Genomic DNA, 16,531 nt, shown 5'->3' on the forward strand with positions numbered 1-16,531 from the left:
GGGGGGGCCGCCGCCCCCCCCGCCCCCGGCCGGGGGGCCGCCGGGGGGGGGGGGGCCCCGGGGGGGCGGGGGGGCGGGGCGCGGCCCCCCCCCCCCGGGGGGGGGGGGGGGGGGGGCCCCCCCCCCCCCCCCCCGGCCCTTCGTCGTAGGTGACAGACGCCGGGGCCCCGGTGGGTGGCCGGGTGTCGGCACCGGCCCCCGGACTCAGACGAGCAGTGGCGCGTCCGTGCGCCACTTGACGATCTTGTCGAAGCTGACGACGGCGCCGCCGCGGCCGGTCCGGTTGCGGAACTGGGCGTGGTCGGCGAGTTCCGTGATGATCCCGAGCCCGCGGCCGTCCTCCGCCTCCAGCCGCTGTCTGCGCGGGGCGCGCCCGCGCAGGGCCGGGAACCCGGGGCCCGAGTCGGTCACCTCGACTCGGCAGCGCTCTCCGTCGAGCCGTACCGTCACCCGGTACTTTCCGGCCTGCGTATCGCTCGTACCGCCCCCGTGCTCCACCGCGTTCGCGCATGCCTCGGTCAGGGCCAGGGACAGGTCGAACGCCGTGTCGGCGTCCACACCGGCCGTGTCCATGGCTCCCGAGAGCAGCCTGCGGGCGAGCGGCACGCTCGCCGCCTCCCGCCGCAGATGGAGTGACCACCAGATGCTCATGCTCCAGCCTCCCGTGCGCGGCTCGACATACCGATACGTATTGCCGCGACGGGAGTTGCTCAATCGCGCTCTTGACAGCCGTCGGCCTCCGGACGGGGTGCGCGCACAACCGGACCGTCCTCCAGGAACCCGACCTTCAGGATCTTGCGGACCTGCCTGACACGGGCCGGGGAGCCGGTGGGATGATGGGGCCGCCATGGCTGCCCCCCACGTGTTCGCGCGCGCCGGAGCGGGACTCCGGCTGCTGAGGGCCGCGGTGTTCACCGCGGTCTGCGTCGCGCTGTCCGCCGCCGGGCACGGGCTGGCCGCCGCCTCCGCCGTCCCTCTGTGGAGTCTGGGGCTCGGCTTCCTCCTCGTCCTGGCCGTCGCCGTACCGCTGGCGGGCCGGGAACGCGGCCTCCCGGGCATCGCCGCCCTGCTCGCCACGGGCCAGCTCGGTCTGCACCTCCTCTTCGGCGCGAGCCAGCAGGGCATGGCCATGGGGCGGGCGCCGGAGTCGGCGGCCGAGCGCGCGGCCCGGCTCGTGTGCGGGGCGGGGGCCTCCTCGCTGAGCCCGCTGGAGGCGCACCACATCCTCAAGACCGCCGGTCTCGACGGAAGCGGCGCCGCCGTCCACCCGCACGCGGGGATGCCGCTGCTGCCGACCGGTCCGATGCTCCTGGGGCACCTGCTCGCCGCCCTCGTGGCGGGCTGGCTGCTGCGCCGGGGCGACCAGGCGCTGTTCCGCCTGGTCCGGCTGTCCGCGCAGGCCGTCGCGACGGTCGCGGCCGGGGCCCGGTTGCGGACCCTGGTCAGGACGCTGCTGTGCGTCCGGGCCTTCCTGGCGGCCCTGTCCGAGACCCCGCAGGCACCGCCGGACTCGGCGGACGACGACGGGGTGCCGACTCGCACCGCCGACCTTCAGCACACGGTGATCAGGCGCGGCCCGCCCGCCGCCGGCTTCTCCCTCGCCGCCTGACACGACCGCTCCCCCGTGCCGCAGCGCACGGCCGAGGACGCGGCGTGCCGCCGCGCGCCACCACGGCGCGCCGGCTCTCACCGTCACCACTGCTGAAAGTGGAGTGTCACGCCATGAAGGCTCCGTACGCCCAGAAGGCTCCGTACGCCCCCCAGGCCGCACGTTCCCGCACGGCCGGCTCGCCCCGCCGGGGCCCGGCCGTGCTGCCCCGGCTCGCCGCCGCGGGCGCGCTCGCCGGCTCCGCCGTCCTGCTGCTCGCCGGCACGGCGTCCGCGCACGTCAGCGTGCAGCCGCAGGGCCCCGCCGCGAAGGGCGGCTACGCGACCGTCAACTTCAAGGTCCCCAACGAGCGCGACGACGCGTCGACCGTGAAGCTGGAGGTCAGCCTCCCCGCCGATCACCCCCTGGCCTCGGTCCAGCCGCAGGCCGTACCGGGCTGGAACGTGAAGGTCACGCGGAAGAAGCTCGACAAGCCCCTCGACATGCACGGCGAGAAGGTGACCGAGGCTCCCTCGAAGGTCACCTGGACCGCCACGGGCAAGGGTGTCGCCCCCGGCACCTTCCAGCAGTTCCCGCTCTCCGTCGGCCAGCTGCCCGAGGACGCCGACCAGTTGGTCTTCAAGGCGCTCCAGACGTACTCCGACGACGAGGTCGTGCGCTGGATCGAGGAGCCGAAGAGCGACGGCAGCGAGCCCGAGGACCCCGCGCCCGTGCTCCAGCTGAGCGCGCCCGCCGAGGACGGCCACGCCGCCCCGGGTTCGGCCGGCGCCACCGACAAGGACTCCGGCAAGGGCGCCTCGGACAAGCCCTCCGGCGCCCCCGGCGCCTCCCACACGACCGCCTCGGACAGTTCGGCCGGCTCGGACAGCGACACCACCGCACGGGTGCTCGCCGTCGTCGGCATCGTCGTGGGCGTCGCGGGCGTGGCCTTCGGCCTGCTGGCCGGCCGTCGGCGTACCACCGCCGGCTGATCCACCGGGCCGGTGGGGCCGGGGCCGTCTGTCCCGGCCCCGGCCCCACCGGCCGCCCTCACAACACCTTGGGACTCTCCGTCATGCGCACCACCCTCCTGGCCCGCCGTCTCCGCAAGCAGAGCCTGCTGGCCGCCTCACTCCTCGCCGCCGCCTCCCTGACCCTGACCGCCTGCGGCGGGAGCGACGGCAAGAAGGACGACGCCACCGTGGCCGACGTCTCGGTCGACAGCGGCTCGCAGAAGCCGGCGACCGTGCTCGACCAGCCGTTCACCAAGCCCGACGTGGTCCTCACCGACACCGCCGGAAAGAAGTACGACCTGCGGAAGGAGACCGCGGGCAAGCCGACGCTGCTGTACTTCGGCTACACCAACTGCCCCGACGTCTGCCCGCTGACCATGAGCAACATCGCGGTCGCCGCGAAGAAGCTGCCCGCCGCCGAACGCCAGAAGCTGCGGGTCGTCTTCGTCACCACCGACCCGGAACGGGACACCCCGAAGGCGCTCGGCTCCTGGCTCAAGGGCCAGGACCCCGACTTCACCGGCCTCACCGGCGACTTCGACACCATCCAGGCGAGCGCCCGCAAGCTGGGCATCAGCATCGAACCCCCGCACAAGGACAAGGAGGGCAAGACCGTCTCGACGCACGGCACCCAGGTCGTGGCCTTCTCCCCGAAGACCGACAAGGGGTACGTGCTGTACGGCGAGGAGGCGACCGCCCAGGACTACACGAAGGACCTGCCGAAGCTCGTCCAGGGCCGGACGCCGTGAGCCCCCGGCACACCGCGCGGCCCACGCCCGCCACGTACGCGTACACGTACCGGGAGGAACACACCGGGGGGCGGGGACGCGCCGGGCGGCGGGCGCGGACCGCCGTGGCGGCGGGTCTCTCCCTCGTCTCGGCCGTGGTCCTCGCCGGTTGCGGTTCCGACGACGCCTCCGGTGACGGCGGCGCGGACGGCGCGAGCGCCCCGCGTCTCAGCGTGAGCGGAGGCTTCATGCCGCAACCGGTCACCGGCTCCATGGCCGCCGGGTTCCTGCTCGTCCACAACTCCGGTGGCGGCGCGGACCGGCTCACCTCGGTGACCAGCCGGCTCTCCAAGGACGTGACGCTGCACAGCACCTCGGGCGGCACGATGCGTGAGCGGAAGTCCTTCGCCGTGCCCGCGCACGGGACGCTCGACTTCGAACGAGGCGGCAACCACCTCATGTTCGACGGGCTCAGCCACAAGCCCGAACTCGGCGAGAAGGTGACCGTGACCCTGCACTTCGCCATCTCCGGCACGGTCGAGGCCGTTCTCCCGGTGAAGGAGACGACGTACCAGCCCCCCAGGGCGGGACACCACCAGTGAGGAGTCACCGATGCGCCACCCCGCACCACTCCGCGTGAACCCGTCCTCCACCGGGGGGGCGACGGCCCGGACGACCGTTCCGGCCGGGCGGCCGCCCGCCGCCGGACGTCCCGGCGCGGGCGCGGGGCCCGGCGCACCAGCCGGCGCCCGGGGCGGACCGCACCGGTCCCGGGCCCGGCTGGCGCTCCTGCTGGCCACCCTCGCGGCGGCCCTGGGTGTCGTGCTCGGCGGGGCGGCGCCCGCCTCGGCGCACGCCGCGCTCATAGGCAGCGACCCGAAACAGGGCGCCGTCGTCGACACCGCCCCCCGCCAGGTCACCCTGACCTTCTCCGAGAAGATCGCCGCGTCCGACGACGCCGTCCGGGTCCTGGACCCCGACGGCCGGCGCGTGGACACCGGAAAGCTCACGACGCTCCCCGAGGGCTCGGGCGCCCGGTACGCGGTGGAACTGCACGCCGGGCTCCCGGACGGCACGTTCACCGTCGCCTATCAGGTCGTCTCGGCCGACAGCCACCCCGTGTCCGGCGCCTACACCTTCTCCGTCGGGGCGCCCTCGAAGACGAGCGCCGCCCTCCCGCAGACCGAGGCCGGTGGCGGAGTCGTCGGCGTCCTCTACGACATCGGCCGCTACCTGTCGTACGCCGGCTTCGTCGTCCTCGTCGGCGGCGTCGCCTTCGTCCTCGGCTGCTGGCGGCGCGGGGCGGGGGTGCGTTCCGTCCAGCGACTCGTCGTCTACGGCTGGGTCGCCCTGACCGGCTCGACCCTCGCGCTGCTCCTGCTGCGCGGTTCCTACACGGGTTCCGGGAAGCTCTCCGACGTCCTCGACCTCGGGGCGCTCGGCGACGTGCTCCAGACCAAGCCGGGCGCGGCGCTCGTCTCCCGGCTCCTGCTGCTCGCCGTGTCCGCGCTGTTCGTCGCGGTGCTGTTCGGCACCTACGCGCGGCGCGAGGACGCCCAGGAGAAGAAGGACCTCACCTTCGGTCTCTCGGTCGGCGGGGCCGTCGTCGCGGCCGGGCTCGCCGCGACCTGGGCGCTCGCCGAGCACGCTTCGGTGGGTGTCCAGGCCCGTCTGGCGATGCCCGTGGACGTCCTGCACCTGCTGGCCGTCGCCACATGGCTGGGCGGGCTGACGACGCTGCTGGTCGCGCTCTACCGGGACCCCTCGGTGGAACGCGAGGCCGTACGGCGCTTCTCCCGGGTCGCCTTCGTGAGCGTCCTGGTGCTCACGGCGACGGGGCTCTACCAGTCCTGGCGGCAGGTCGGCTCCTGGTCGGCGCTCACCGGCACCTCGTACGGACAGCTCCTTCTCGTCAAGGTCGGCCTGGTCGCCGTCCTCGTGGCCGTCGCCTTCTTCTCCCGGCGCTGGACGGCGCAGCTCGGTGAGGGCCCCCAGCCCTCCGGGGTCTCCGAGACGCCCTCCGAGACCTCTGGGGCCTCTGGGGCCTCTGGGGTTTCTGGGAAGGACGCGACGACCGGTACCACGCCTGTCGTGCCCGGCCAGAGCACCGCGTCCACCGGCCCTGCCGGGGAGACCACCCTCAGCGCTGCCGCTGCTGCCGCCGCCGTCGCCGAGAAGAAGGCCGGCCGCTCGGCAAAGGCCGCCACCTCCCGTAAGCCGGGCCCCGAAGACACGAACGGCCCGGAGAGCACGGAGAAGGCGCCGGGCACGGAGAAGGCGCCGGGCACGGAGGCCGAGGTCGCGGAGGGCGCCGGTGGTGCGGCCGCCGACCCGGTACGCGCGGCCCAACTCGCCCGGCAGCGGGCGGCCGTCGCGAGCGCCAAGGTGAAGCGCGTCAGGGACGGCGACCTGATCCGTTCCGGGCTACGCCGCTCGGTACTCGCCGAGGCCGGCATCGCCGTGGTGCTGCTCGCCGTCACCACGGTGCTCACCACGACGGAACCCGGGCGTACGGAGGAACAGGCCGCCGCCTCCACCTCCTCCTCCCGCACCACCCGGAACGAGCCCGTATCCCTCAAGATCCCCTTCGACACGGGTGGCGAGAAGGGCACCGGCACCGTCCTTCTCGACATCGACCCGGGTCGCCAGGGTGACAACGCGCTGCACCTCTACGTCGAGAAGCCGGACGGCTCCCCGTACGACGTTCCGGAGATCAAGGTCACCCTGACCCTGCCGGAGAAGAACCTCGGGCCGCTGGACGTCAGCGCCGACCACATCGCCGCAGGACACTGGAGTGCCGACGAGGTGCAGATCCCGATGGCCGGGAACTGGCAGGTCGCCGTCACCGTCCGCACCTCCGACATTGATCAGGTCACCGTGGACAAGACCGCAAAGATCGGCTGAACGACATGACTGAGCAGCAGCCCGCTGCAGAGTCCCCGTCCCTCTCCCGCCGCCGGCTGCTCGGCACGGCGGGAGCGACCGGGCTCGCCCTCGGCGCCGTCGGGGGTGGGGTCGGCTACGCCCTCGCCCCCTCCGGTGGCGCCAAGGGCGGGGAGGCCACTGAGGCCTTGACGCAACTCGGCGCCCGGCGGGCGATGTTTCACGTGAAACATCAGCCGGGCATTACCACCCCGCTTCAGGCCAAGGGCCATCTGGTGGCCTTCGATCTGGTCGCGGGGGCCGGGCGCCGGGAGGCCGCCGGCCTGCTGCGCCGCTGGTCGAGCACGGCGGCCGACCTGATGGCCGGAGCGCCCGCCGCCGCAGGGGGCCACGACACCGGGATCGCCCTCGACGCGGGGCCCTCCGGACTGACCGTGACCTTCGGCTTCGGCCGCAGTTTCTTCGCCAGGACCGGTCTGGAGAAGCAGCGCCCGGCCTCTCTCGATCCACTGCCGGACTTCTCCTCCGACCACCTCGACGCGAAGCGCAGCAACGGCGACCTGTGGGTACAGATCGGCGCGGACGACGCGCTCGTCGCCTTCCACGCCCTGCGCGCCCTCCAAAAGGACGCCCACGGCACGGCGCGGGTGCGTTGGCAGATGAACGGCTTCAACCGTTCCCCTGGTGCCACCGACCGGCCCAGGACGACACGCAACCTCATGGGCCAGATCGACGGCACCGGGAACCCCGCCCCCCGGGACAAGGACTTCGCGCAACGCGTGTTCGTCCCCGCCGACGCCTCACCGGAGTGGATGCGGAATGGTTCCTACGCGGTCGTACGGCGCATCCGGATGCTCCTCGACGACTGGGAGAAGCTCCCGGTGTCCGGGCAGGAACAGGTCGTAGGACGACGCAAGTCCACCGGGGCCCCGCTCACCGGCGGCACCGAGACCAGCGAACCGGACCTCGAAGCCACCGGGAAGGACGGAAAGCTCGTCATCCCGCTCAACGCCCACGCCCGGATCACCCGGCCCGACCAGAACGGTGGCGCGGCGATGCTGCGCCGCCCCTTCTCGTACCACGACGGAATCGACGCGGACGGGGTGCCGGACGCCGGGCTGCTCTTCATCTGCTGGCAGTCCGATCCGCTGACCGGCTTCGTGCCCGTACAGCGCAAACTCGACCGGGGTGACGCTCTGTCCGAGTACATCCGGCACGAGGCGAGCGGGCTCTTCGCCGTGCCCGGCGGGGCGGCGAAGGGGGAGTACGTCGGACAACCGCTGCTGGAGGGCTGAGCAGGTGGGCTGGAGGGCTGAGCAGCCGGGCTGGAGGGCTCCCTCAGCAGCGGGGCCGGAGAGCGGGGAAGGGAACCGGAGAGCGGGGAACCGGCCCGGAGCGCGGGGAGCCGGACTGGAGCGCGGGGAGCCGGACCGGAGCGGGAGCCAGGCCGAAACGGGGAGCCTTGGAGAGTCGCGTGGGGCGGTTGGCGGGCTTGAGCGGGCGGACCGTCGAGGCCCCGGTCGCTGTCCACAGAGTTATCCACAGGCTTCGTTCTCGACCTGGGGACAAGTCGACACACTGTCCCGACATGGTCGACAAATCGCCCTACGGACCCCAAGTCCGTCCACAGCCGTCCCCGCCCCGGTCCACCCTCTTCCCCACGGTTCCCGGCGGCATTTCCCTTGATCAACTCTATGCGCAGGTCAATTTCCACCCGAAAGGGGGCCCTGGCCAGGTTTCGTAAGGGAAATCTCCGAGACCGAGAGGTTGATTCGGAACGGACCATTCCGGCATCCACAGATACTCCGCACAGCCTGTGGATAACTTCCCCGAGCCGCCTTCACCTGTGGAAAACAACGCGCCCCGCGCAGCCCCGGGACCACTCCCCGACCGCACGGCCATCCGCGCCAGAGCCGACGAGCCGACGGCCCGTACCCCCGCAACCCGGCCCGCCTTGCGCGCTCGCGGGGCCTCAGAGGTCCCACAAGTCCGCGAAGGCCAGTTCTCACAGCCCCTCACCGGCCGGCGGATCGGTACGCGCGCCAGCTTTCCCGACGGGCGCCAGGCGCCAGGCGCCAGGCCGGGAGGAAAAGTCATCACACGCGCCACAAGTCAATCCCACCCGAGCGGAATAGTCCGTTCCGGGCAATGAGACACTCTCCGCTTGACGGCCGACACGCATCCACCCTCCGCCCTACTTCACAAAACTCCCAAGTCGGCACAAAACCGTCTGGGCGGCAACTCGGGAACCGCGAAGAGCGCACGCAGGTGCAGCCAGCGGGTGAAGCTACTCGCCCACGCCTCCCAGAGGCGCATTTCCCGTGATGTCGATTCGCATCAATCAGGCAAATTACCCATTTCTCTCATTTCACTCTCGCCCTGCCCCGGTTCCCCGCGTCGACATGGCGGCCGTAGCCATATCGGGTCGTGTGCCGCGAGCACGCACCGGTAGCCTTGAAGGGTGATTGACCTTCGCCTGCTCCGTGAGGACCCCGACCGTGTCCGCGCTTCCCAGCGCGCCCGAGGTGAGGACGTCGCCCTCGTCGACTCCCTCCTCTCCGCCGACGAGCGCCGAAGGTCGTCCGGGCTCCGCTTCGACGAGCTGCGGGCCGAGCAGAAGCAGCTCGGCAAGCTCATCCCCAAGGCGGCCGGGGAGGAGAAGCAGGAGCTGCTGAAGAAGGCGGGCGAGCTGTCCGCCGCCGTCAAGGCGGCCGACAGCGAGCGCGACGAGGCCGCCGCCGCGACCCAGGAACTGCTCGGCCGGCTCGGCAATCTCGTGCATCCCGCCGTACCGGTGGGCGGCGAGGAGGACTTCGCGCTCCTGGAGACGCACGGCGAGATCCGCGACTTCGACGCCGAGGGGTTCACGCCGAAGGACCACTTGGAGCTGGGCCACCTGCTGGGCGCCGTCGACGTGGAGCGCGCCGCCAAGGTCTCGGGCTCGCGCTTCTACTACCTCACCGGCATCGGCGCACTGCTGGAGCTGGCCCTCGTCAACGCGGCGATCGCCCAGGCCACCGCCGCCGGTTTCACCCCCATGCTGACGCCGGCCCTGGTGCGCCCGCAGGCCATGGAGGGCACCGGATTCCTCGGCCAGGCGGCCCAGGACGTCTACCACCTGGAGAAGGACGACCTGTATCTGGTCGGCACCTCCGAGGTCGCTCTCGCCGGCTACCACATGGACGAGATCATCGAGGCCGACCGGCTGCCGCTGCGCTACGCGGGCTTCTCGCCCTGCTTCCGCCGTGAGGCCGGTTCCCACGGCAAAGACACCCGCGGCATCTTCCGCGTCCACCAGTTCGACAAGGTCGAGATGTTCTCGTACGTCGACCCGGCGGACTCCGAGGCCGAGCACCAGCGCCTCCTGGACTGGGAGAAGCAGTGGCTGACCTCGCTGGAACTGCCGTTCCGCGTCATCGACGTGGCGACCGGTGACCTCGGGTCCTCGGCGGCCCGCAAGTTCGACTGCGAGGCGTGGATTCCTACGCAGGGCAAGTACCGCGAGCTGACCTCGACCTCGGACTGCACCGAGTTCCAGGCGCGCCGGCTGTCGATCCGCATGCGGGACGGCAAGTCCGTCCGCCCGCTCGCCACGCTGAACGGCACGCTGTGCGCCGTCCCGCGTACGATCGTCGCCCTCCTGGAGAACCACCAGCAGGCCGACGGCTCCGTACGGGTGCCCGAGGTCCTGCGCCCCTTCCTGGGCGGCCGCGAGATCCTGGAGCCCGTCGCCAAGTGAGTCCCGCCCTCTCGGGCGCCCCCGGCCCGGCACGTCCCGGCCCGGGGTCCGCCCCCGGCAAGGCCCCCGGCGGCCCGTCCCCCGAGGGACGGGCCGGCAACCCGGAACCGCTTCCCTCCAGTTCCCGCGCCCACGGTGACGTCCTGGCCTCGGGTTCCTTCGTCGCCGGAAGCCGCGCCTCCGCATCGCCCCCCGGGGCCACCGCGGGCTCGCGTGCCGCCGCCGAGACGGGCGCCGGGGCGGTCGGCGGACGGTTCCCGTACCGGCTCGTCGCCACCGACCTCGACGGAACCCTGCTGCGGCCCGACGACACCGTGTCGGCCCGGACCCGGGCGGCGCTCGCCTCGGCCGCCGCCGCCGGCGCGGCCCACATCGTCGTGACGGGCCGGGCGGTGCCCTGGACCCGGCGCGTCCTCGACGACCTGGACTACGACGGCCTCGCGGTGTGCGGTCAGGGCGCGCAGGTGTACGACGCGGGGCAGGACCGGCTGCTGACCTCCGTCACCCTCGACCGGGAACTCGCCCGGCTCGCGCTGGAGAAGATCGAGGCCGCCACCGGTCCGCTGTCCCTCGCGGTGAGCCGCGACGGACTGGACGGCGACGTGGTCGTCGGCCCCGGCTACACCGTCCAGGGAGGACTGCGATCGGTCCCTCTGGAGGACACCGCCGAACTGTGGTCCGCCCCGATCAACAAGGTCTACCTCCAGCACGCCGCGCTGGACGCCGACGAACTCACCCGCGCCGCCCGGGAGGCCGCGGGAGATCTGGTCGGCGTCACGATGGCGGGTGAGGGCATCGTCGAGGTACTGCCGCTCGGCCTGTCCAAGGCCACGGGGCTCTCGCTCGCCGCCCGCAGGCTCGGGGTGAAGGCCGTGGAGACCATCGCCTTCGGCGACATGCCCAACGACCTGCCGATGTTCGGCTGGGCGGCCCACGGCGTGGCCATGGCCAACGCCCACCCGGAACTGAAGGCGGTGGCCGACGAGGTCACCCTCTCCAACGCCGACGACGGGATCGCCGTGGTCCTGGAACGCCTCCTCGCCGAGCACCACCCCACCGGCTGACTCCCCCGCTCCCGTCTCCGTCCCCGGAGGCCGACGTTCCGGCGTCCGGGGACCAGCGCCGGAGCGTGGAACACGCTCTGTCCCGCGCGAAACCCTCCACCGTCACGGGCCGGGAGTCCCGCGGGTACGGGGACCAGCCGTCGGTCGTCAGCCGTCAGCCGTCAGCCGTCAGCCGTCAGCCGTCAGCCGTACGGAACCGCCGGGCCGACCGGTCCTCCGCCGAAGTGAGCGGAACACACGCCACCGCGCGGCCGTGGTACGAACAGCCTCCGTACACGTCGCGGGGCCGGCCCTCGACACTCGCCACTCGCCACTGGCCACTCGCCGGCAGTGGGCGGCCTCCAGCCGGTGGCCCGGTGATACACGGGTCGAGCGCGGCGACATCCGTACCGAGGCCCTTGCCCCCCTCGCGGAGCCGGGCGCGCCGCCCTTCCCGCCCCGGCACGACTTTCCCGTACGTCACGTACGTCACGAGACGGCACGAGCTCGCGGTGCCGGGCCGGGCCGGGTCGGAGATCACCGCCTCCGGCGTCGGGCGCCGCGCGGAAACGTCACCTCGGCGGCCTGTACGTACGGAGCCGGCGAGGGAAGCCTCCAGGGGGTGGGCGGCCATGGGCGCTCAGCGCACCTGAGGGCCGCCCCGGACAGCCCGGCGGCGCTCGACGGAGTGGAGGTGGTCTACTCCGGAGCGCTCAGCCGTGGGCCGTCCTGCCGGGAGCGCGACGAACTGCCCGAAGGCGTCGTTCCTCACTCCACACCCCGTGGACGGCCGGACACCGGTGACGGCGTCCGACACGAACAACTGTGCCTTTTTTGTGGTCGGTTGGCCAGCCATTTACGAGCCGTCTTTCCCTCTCGGCCGCGGGCACCGGCCCCCGGGCCCCGGGGTCGAGCGCCTTCCCGGTCGTATCACTGTCGCCCCCGACGGGGCCCCCGGTCAGATCATCCGCTGATCCAGCCACCCCTCCGGTCCGACGATCACCCCGTCCGATCACTCATCGATCCGATCATCTTCTGGCCTGATGAGACACCAGCCGGATTACCTGTCAGGCCGATTACCCACCGGTCCGGTCGCCTTCCCGGCTTCAGGCCGACCAGCCGGCCACGCTCGTGGCTCCCCTCCGGCCAGCGGGCTTCTCCCGAAATTTCCCGTTCATTCGGGACGCCCATTCATCCGGAATTCCCGCCGCCCCGGCGTCGGCGCCGGGAACGACGGGCGCGGCTCCAGAACCAGCCCGCCGGCGGATCGTCGGCACGCCAGGGTTCCGGATCGGGGGGACCGCCCTCCCGCCGCCACCGCGCCGCCAGCATGCGGGCTCGGGCCGAGGGCTCGACGGTCTGCGCCTCGCGGACGAACTCCATGTCGAACTCGCCCAGATCCCAGTCCTGATCCCGGTCCTGACCGGCCCCCGGACCAGCGCTCGCGGCATCGGCACCCCGCCCGCCGGGCCCGGCGACCGGCTCCGGCTCATGCTCCGGCTCGTCCCGCTGCTCACGCCGCGGTCCGTTCCGGGACCCGGCACCCGGCTCGTTCCGGTCGCCCCGGCCCTGCCGGTCCCTGTCCTGCGGTCCGTCCATGAGCACCCGCTCCTCACGACCCCGTATCCGTACACCCGCACATCCGTACACGCGTACGGAAGAGACGGGCGGATATTGCTAGGATTGCCACCCTTTTGTCCAGTGTCCCGCGCTTCGGACAAAGCTGACGAGGCCGCTGCGGAGAGGGCGGAGCCGTCCTGCTCCTCTCCTCTCCAGTCGCTCAGCCCTCCCCGGCGGCCAGCTTCAGCGTGCGCAGCTTCTGGCCCGCGTACCAGGTGGCGAGGCCCGTGACCGCGGCCAGCAGGACGACGGAGAGCGGAAGGCCGACGTCGGAGCTGATCAGGTCGCCGCCCGCGATGCGTTCCGCCAGCGACAGCGACCACTGCTGCACGCTGAGGGTGCGGGCGCCGGGCACGAGGGAGCCGAAAAGCGCCTCCCAGACGAGCGCGTAGACCAGGCCGAACACCACGGCGTGCCGGGTCACCGTGCCGAGCAGCAGGAAGATCGCGGCGTAGGCGACGGAGGCGACGAGCGCGGCGACGGTGTAGGCCACGGCGATCTGCTGGCCGTTGCCGTTGAGGACGAATCCGGCGATCAGGGTCGGGATCGCCGAGAAGGCCATGGTGACGGCGATCGCCACGATCAGCTTGGTCAGGATGATCGTGGGCCGCTTGACGGGCTTCGCCAGGAGGTACAGCACCGAGCCGTCGTCGATCTCCGGACCGATCGCGCCGGTGCCGGCGACGACCCCGATGATCGGGACCATCGTGGCCAGCCCGAAGCTGCCCAGGACCTCGACGGCGGCCTGGTCGTCCGCCCCTGAGAAGAGACGCGCGGCGACGGCGATGACGAGCAGGAGGAGCGGTAGGGCGAAGAGGATCAGGGCCCGGCGGCGGCCGAGCAGTGCCCGGTAGGTGAGCCGGGCGACCGTGGGGTCGTACATCGCTGGGACTCCTTTAAGCCGCGACGAGATAGGAGAAGACGGATTCGAGCGACTCGTCGGAGGGGGAGACGGTCAGCAGACGCACCCCGTGCTCCCGGGCGACCCGGGGCAGCAGCGTCGTGAATCTGCCGAAGTCGACGGCCTGCACCCGCAGCGCGCCCTCCTTGAGATCGACCTCGATGCCCGCCGTCGACGGGTCGGAGATCAGCGCGGCGGCCAGCACCCGGTCGTCGCTGGAGCGCACGAGGTAGCGGTGCGGGCGGTCGGTCATCAGCCGGCGGATACGCCGGAAGTCACCGCTCGCGGCGTGCCGTCCCGCCACCACCACCTCGATGTGCGAGGCGAGTTGCTCGACCTCCTCAAGGATGTGGGAGGAGAACAGCACGGTCCGGCCCTCGTCGCCCATACGCCGCAGCAACTCCATGAGCTGCATGCGCTGTCGCGGGTCCATCCCGTTGAACGGCTCGTCGAGCAGGAGCACGGAGGGCTCGTGCACGAGGGCGGAGGCCATCTTGACCCGCTGCCGCATGCCCTTGCTGTACGTGGAGATCTTGCGGTCCTGCGCGTGCTCCATCTCGACGGTGGCCAGGGCCCGCGCGGCGGCCTGCTCGTCCAGACCGTGCAGTTCGGCGTTGGCTACGACGAACTCGCGGCCGGTGAGGAAGTCGTACATCCCCTCCCGCTCCGGTACGAGACCGATCTCGCGGTAGATCTCCTCGTTGCGCCAGATCCGGGCGCCGTCGAGGGTGACGTCTCCTCCGGAGGGCGCGAGGAAACCGGCCATCATGTTGATCAGGGTGGACTTCCCCGCGCCGTTCGGGCCGAGCAGTCCGGTGACTCCCGGGCCGATGGTCATGGTGACGTCGTTGACGGCGACCACGTTGCCGAACCAGCGGGAGGCGTGGTCGATGGAGAGCGTGGTCACAGCGTGGCCTTTCGGTAGCGGCGCAGCAGCAGGCCGTAGCAGGCGGCGAGGAGGCCGATCAGGACGAGCAGGAACACGACGCCCGCTCCCGCCGAGGGGCCCTCTCCGCCCGGGTAGGCGGAGGACGCGCCCAGGAAGGCCGTCTGCACCCCGTCGATGAGCGTGATGGGGGAGAAGAGGCCGATCCAGCTGATCGCGTTCGCGCTGTTCTGCTCGAAGGCGATCCCCTGGAGGGCCGATACCGCCCCGTAGCTGATGGTGAGGACGGCGATGACCGCGGCGACCCCGAAGCCCCGGCGCGGAGTGACCGCCGAGACGACGAGACCGATCCCGGCGAAGAGAAGCGAGAGAAGGGCCACGGACACCAGTCCCTGGGCGAACCCCTTGGTGTGGTCCGCGAAGTCGAATTTGGCGAGCAGCGCCCCGGCGTACATCACGAGCAGGGGGACGGCGGTGAGCACGAACACCGCGGTGGCGGTCGCGGCGAACTTGGCCCGCACGTAGTCCACGGGGCCGACGGGCCGGGAGAAGTACAGCGGCATCGTGCGGAAACGCAGATCGTGCGAGACGGCCTGCGGGGCCTGCGCCGCGACGAACAGGCCGATCACGGCCTGCATGACGATCGCGTACCGGGTGTAGTCCACGGGCAGGTCCTTGAGCTTGGCGACGATGGTGGCCGCGGCGAGGATGCCCGCGACCAGGACCATGACGCCGAACAGGAGGACCGGCAGGACCTTCGACTTGGCGGAGCGCCCGAGCCCGAAGGAACTGCGCAGCGACTGGACGTACAGGGCGCGGCGCGCGGCCGCCCGGTCCAGGCGGGGCCCGGTGTAGTGCCGGTAGCCGATGTCGTGGATGGTCGAGGCTCCGGGGACCGGCGCCTCGGCCTTGGCGGGTGTGCTCATCGGGACCGTACCTCCTGTGCGGTGGCCGTCGGCTGCTGCGCCGGGGCCTGGGGGGCGGTGGCCTCGGCCGGGCCCGGGACGGACCCCGCCGGCACGGTCCGCCCGTCCGCGCTCTCGCTGTGGAAGACCTCGGCGATGCGGTGGCGGCGCTGTTCCATCCGGACCAGTCCCAGACCGAGATCGACGACGGCGTCACGCACCGCGTCGTGGGTCTCCTCCCCGGACGCCTCCACGAGCAGGATGCGCCCGGCGCCCGGGAGCCCCTGCTCGGCGGGGCCGCGGTCGACGGCGACGCCCGCGAGGACGAGCGCGTCACGCAGCGCGCGGGTGCCGTCGGGGTGTTCGTCGGAGTCGGTGACCTCGATCGCCAGAGTCGTGGTGGTCTGGGTGAAGTCGCTGGTGGAGCTGGAGCGCAGCAGCTTCCCGCCGTCGACGACCACGACGTGGTCGCAGGTGCGTTCCAGTTCGCCGAGGAGGTGCGAGGTCACCAGCACGGAGATGCCGAACTCGCTGTGCACGCGGCGGATGAGGCCGAGCATGTCGTCCCGGCCGACCGGGTCGAGTCCGTTGGTCGGCTCGTCCAGGAAAACGAGTTCGGGGTCGTGGACGAGGGCCTGCGCGAGTTTGACGCGCTGCTTCATCCCCGTCGAGTAGCCGCCCATCGGGCGGTACCGCTCCTCGTACAGCCCGACGTGGCGCAGGGTGTCGGCCGTCCGCTCCCGGGCCGCCGTCGCGGGAAGGCCCGACATGCGCGCCATGTGGACCACGAACTCGGTGGCCGAGACGTCGGGCGGCAGGCAGTCGTGCTCCGGCATGTAGCCGACGCGCGCCCGGATGGAGTCGCCCTCGGTGGCGACGTCCAGGCCGAGAACGGAGGCGTTGCCCTCCGTGGCCGGGGACAGACCCAGAAGGATCTTGATCAGGGTGGACTTGCCGGCGCCGTTGGAGCCCACGAGCCCGGTAACGCCGGGCCCGACGTCCAACGTGAGCCGGTCAAGCGCGGTCACCTTGGGGTACCGCTTGCTCAGGCTTTCGGTCGCGATCACAGTCACGCTTCGAAGTTAGTGGCGCGGACCACATACGACATCAACCCACGGGTCGGTCTTCGTCTCCCTCCCCGGTATTACGGGTCCCCCAGGGGTCCCCCTACGGTCTCCCCGGCTCCGCACTCCCCGCGTAGTCCGTCCGCGGCTCGACCGTAGCC

The 16,531-nt window shown here is 72.2% G+C and carries 14 protein-coding genes; 8 read left to right on the plus strand and 6 right to left on the minus strand.

Annotation, left to right across the window (positions count from 1 at the left end; genetic code table 11):
- Positions 1 to 204: 204 nt before the first annotated feature.
- On the minus strand, positions 205 to 651 hold the full coding sequence (locus ACFYMP_RS23370; protein WP_388860961.1) for an ATP-binding protein: 447 nt from the start codon (positions 649 to 651) through the stop codon (positions 205 to 207).
- A gap of 196 nt (positions 652 to 847) precedes the next feature.
- On the opposite strand from ACFYMP_RS23370, the gene ACFYMP_RS23375 reads away from it, so the two are divergent.
- The 8 genes from ACFYMP_RS23375 (at position 848) to ACFYMP_RS23410 (ending at position 11,015) form a co-directional block, all read left to right on the plus strand.
- Positions 848 to 1,609 carry a hypothetical protein gene (locus ACFYMP_RS23375; protein ID WP_388860964.1) on the plus strand — a complete coding sequence of 254 codons (762 nt, stop codon included), beginning with the start codon at positions 848 to 850 and terminating at the stop codon, positions 1,607 to 1,609.
- A gap of 113 nt (positions 1,610 to 1,722) precedes the next feature.
- On the plus strand, positions 1,723 to 2,580 hold the full coding sequence (locus tag ACFYMP_RS23380) for a YcnI family protein (protein ID WP_388860967.1): 858 nt from the start codon (positions 1,723 to 1,725) through the stop codon (positions 2,578 to 2,580).
- A gap of 83 nt (positions 2,581 to 2,663) precedes the next feature.
- The gene (locus tag ACFYMP_RS23385; RefSeq protein WP_388860969.1) at positions 2,664 to 3,350 is read left to right on the plus strand and encodes an SCO family protein; all 687 of its coding nucleotides are present in this window, start codon (positions 2,664 to 2,666) and stop codon (positions 3,348 to 3,350) included.
- Between the two features lie 104 nt (positions 3,351 to 3,454).
- The gene (locus tag ACFYMP_RS23390; protein WP_388861311.1) at positions 3,455 to 3,931 is read left to right on the plus strand and encodes a copper chaperone PCu(A)C; all 477 of its coding nucleotides are present in this window, start codon (positions 3,455 to 3,457) and stop codon (positions 3,929 to 3,931) included.
- Positions 3,932 to 3,941: 10 nt separating this feature from the next.
- A complete protein-coding gene (locus tag ACFYMP_RS23395) occupies positions 3,942 to 6,233 on the plus strand; it encodes a copper resistance protein CopC (protein WP_388860972.1) in 2,292 nt (763 codons plus the stop codon).
- A 5-nt stretch (positions 6,234 to 6,238) separates the two neighbouring features.
- Positions 6,239 to 7,507: an iron uptake transporter deferrochelatase/peroxidase subunit gene (gene efeB / locus ACFYMP_RS23400; RefSeq protein WP_388860975.1), complete on the plus strand. Its 1,269-nt coding sequence runs from the start codon at positions 6,239 to 6,241 to the stop codon at positions 7,505 to 7,507.
- 1,166 nt (positions 7,508 to 8,673) lie between these two features.
- Positions 8,674 to 9,951, plus strand: coding sequence for a serine--tRNA ligase (gene serS / locus ACFYMP_RS23405; RefSeq protein WP_388860977.1), 1,278 nt, complete (start codon positions 8,674 to 8,676; stop codon positions 9,949 to 9,951).
- Positions 9,952 to 10,244: 293 nt separating this feature from the next.
- On the plus strand, positions 10,245 to 11,015 hold the full coding sequence (locus ACFYMP_RS23410; RefSeq protein ID WP_388861314.1) for an HAD-IIB family hydrolase: 771 nt from the start codon (positions 10,245 to 10,247) through the stop codon (positions 11,013 to 11,015).
- 1,170 nt (positions 11,016 to 12,185) lie between these two features.
- On the opposite strand, the gene ACFYMP_RS23415 is transcribed toward ACFYMP_RS23410, so the two are convergent.
- The 5 genes from ACFYMP_RS23415 to ACFYMP_RS23435 form a co-directional block, all read right to left on the minus strand.
- A complete protein-coding gene (locus tag ACFYMP_RS23415; protein ID WP_388860980.1) occupies positions 12,186 to 12,593 on the minus strand; it encodes a hypothetical protein in 408 nt (135 codons plus the stop codon).
- A 181-nt stretch (positions 12,594 to 12,774) separates the two neighbouring features.
- Positions 12,775 to 13,497, minus strand: coding sequence for an ABC transporter permease subunit (locus tag ACFYMP_RS23420; RefSeq protein WP_388860983.1), 723 nt, complete (start codon positions 13,495 to 13,497; stop codon positions 12,775 to 12,777).
- A 13-nt stretch (positions 13,498 to 13,510) separates the two neighbouring features.
- A complete protein-coding gene (locus tag ACFYMP_RS23425) occupies positions 13,511 to 14,422 on the minus strand; it encodes an ABC transporter ATP-binding protein (RefSeq protein WP_388860986.1) in 912 nt (303 codons plus the stop codon).
- Positions 14,419 to 15,327, minus strand: a complete 909-nt coding sequence (locus ACFYMP_RS23430) for an ABC transporter permease (protein ID WP_388860989.1) — start codon at positions 15,325 to 15,327, stop codon at positions 14,419 to 14,421. Before ACFYMP_RS23430 ends, ACFYMP_RS23425 begins: the two co-directional genes overlap by 4 nt.
- Entirely contained in the window at positions 15,324 to 16,373 is a 1,050-nt protein-coding gene (locus ACFYMP_RS23435; protein WP_388861317.1) for an ABC transporter ATP-binding protein, read from the minus strand. Before ACFYMP_RS23435 ends, ACFYMP_RS23430 begins: the two co-directional genes overlap by 4 nt.
- Positions 16,374 to 16,531 lie beyond the last annotated feature (158 nt).

Source organism: Streptomyces sp. NPDC007088 (assembly GCF_042869355.1).
Lineage (GTDB): Bacteria > Actinomycetota > Actinomycetes > Streptomycetales > Streptomycetaceae > Streptomyces.

Excerpts from the sequence above, each read along its gene's own strand:
- ACFYMP_RS23370 (WP_388860961.1), bottom strand. The coding sequence starts at position 651 with ATGAGCATCTGGTGGTCACTCCATCTGCGGCGGGAGGCGGCGAGCGTG.
- ACFYMP_RS23430 (WP_388860989.1), bottom strand. The coding sequence starts at position 15,327 with ATGAGCACACCCGCCAAGGCCGAGGCGCCGGTCCCCGGAGCCTCGACC.
- ACFYMP_RS23420 (WP_388860983.1), bottom strand. The coding sequence starts at position 13,497 with ATGTACGACCCCACGGTCGCCCGGCTCACCTACCGGGCACTGCTCGGC.
- ACFYMP_RS23385 (WP_388860969.1), top strand. The coding sequence starts at position 2,664 with ATGCGCACCACCCTCCTGGCCCGCCGTCTCCGCAAGCAGAGCCTGCTG.
- ACFYMP_RS23395 (WP_388860972.1), top strand. The coding sequence starts at position 3,942 with ATGCGCCACCCCGCACCACTCCGCGTGAACCCGTCCTCCACCGGGGGG.
- ACFYMP_RS23380 (WP_388860967.1), top strand. The coding sequence starts at position 1,723 with ATGAAGGCTCCGTACGCCCAGAAGGCTCCGTACGCCCCCCAGGCCGCA.
- ACFYMP_RS23375 (WP_388860964.1), top strand. The coding sequence starts at position 848 with ATGGCTGCCCCCCACGTGTTCGCGCGCGCCGGAGCGGGACTCCGGCTG.
- ACFYMP_RS23415 (WP_388860980.1), bottom strand. The coding sequence starts at position 12,593 with ATGGACGGACCGCAGGACAGGGACCGGCAGGGCCGGGGCGACCGGAAC.
- efeB (WP_388860975.1), top strand. The coding sequence starts at position 6,239 with ATGACTGAGCAGCAGCCCGCTGCAGAGTCCCCGTCCCTCTCCCGCCGC.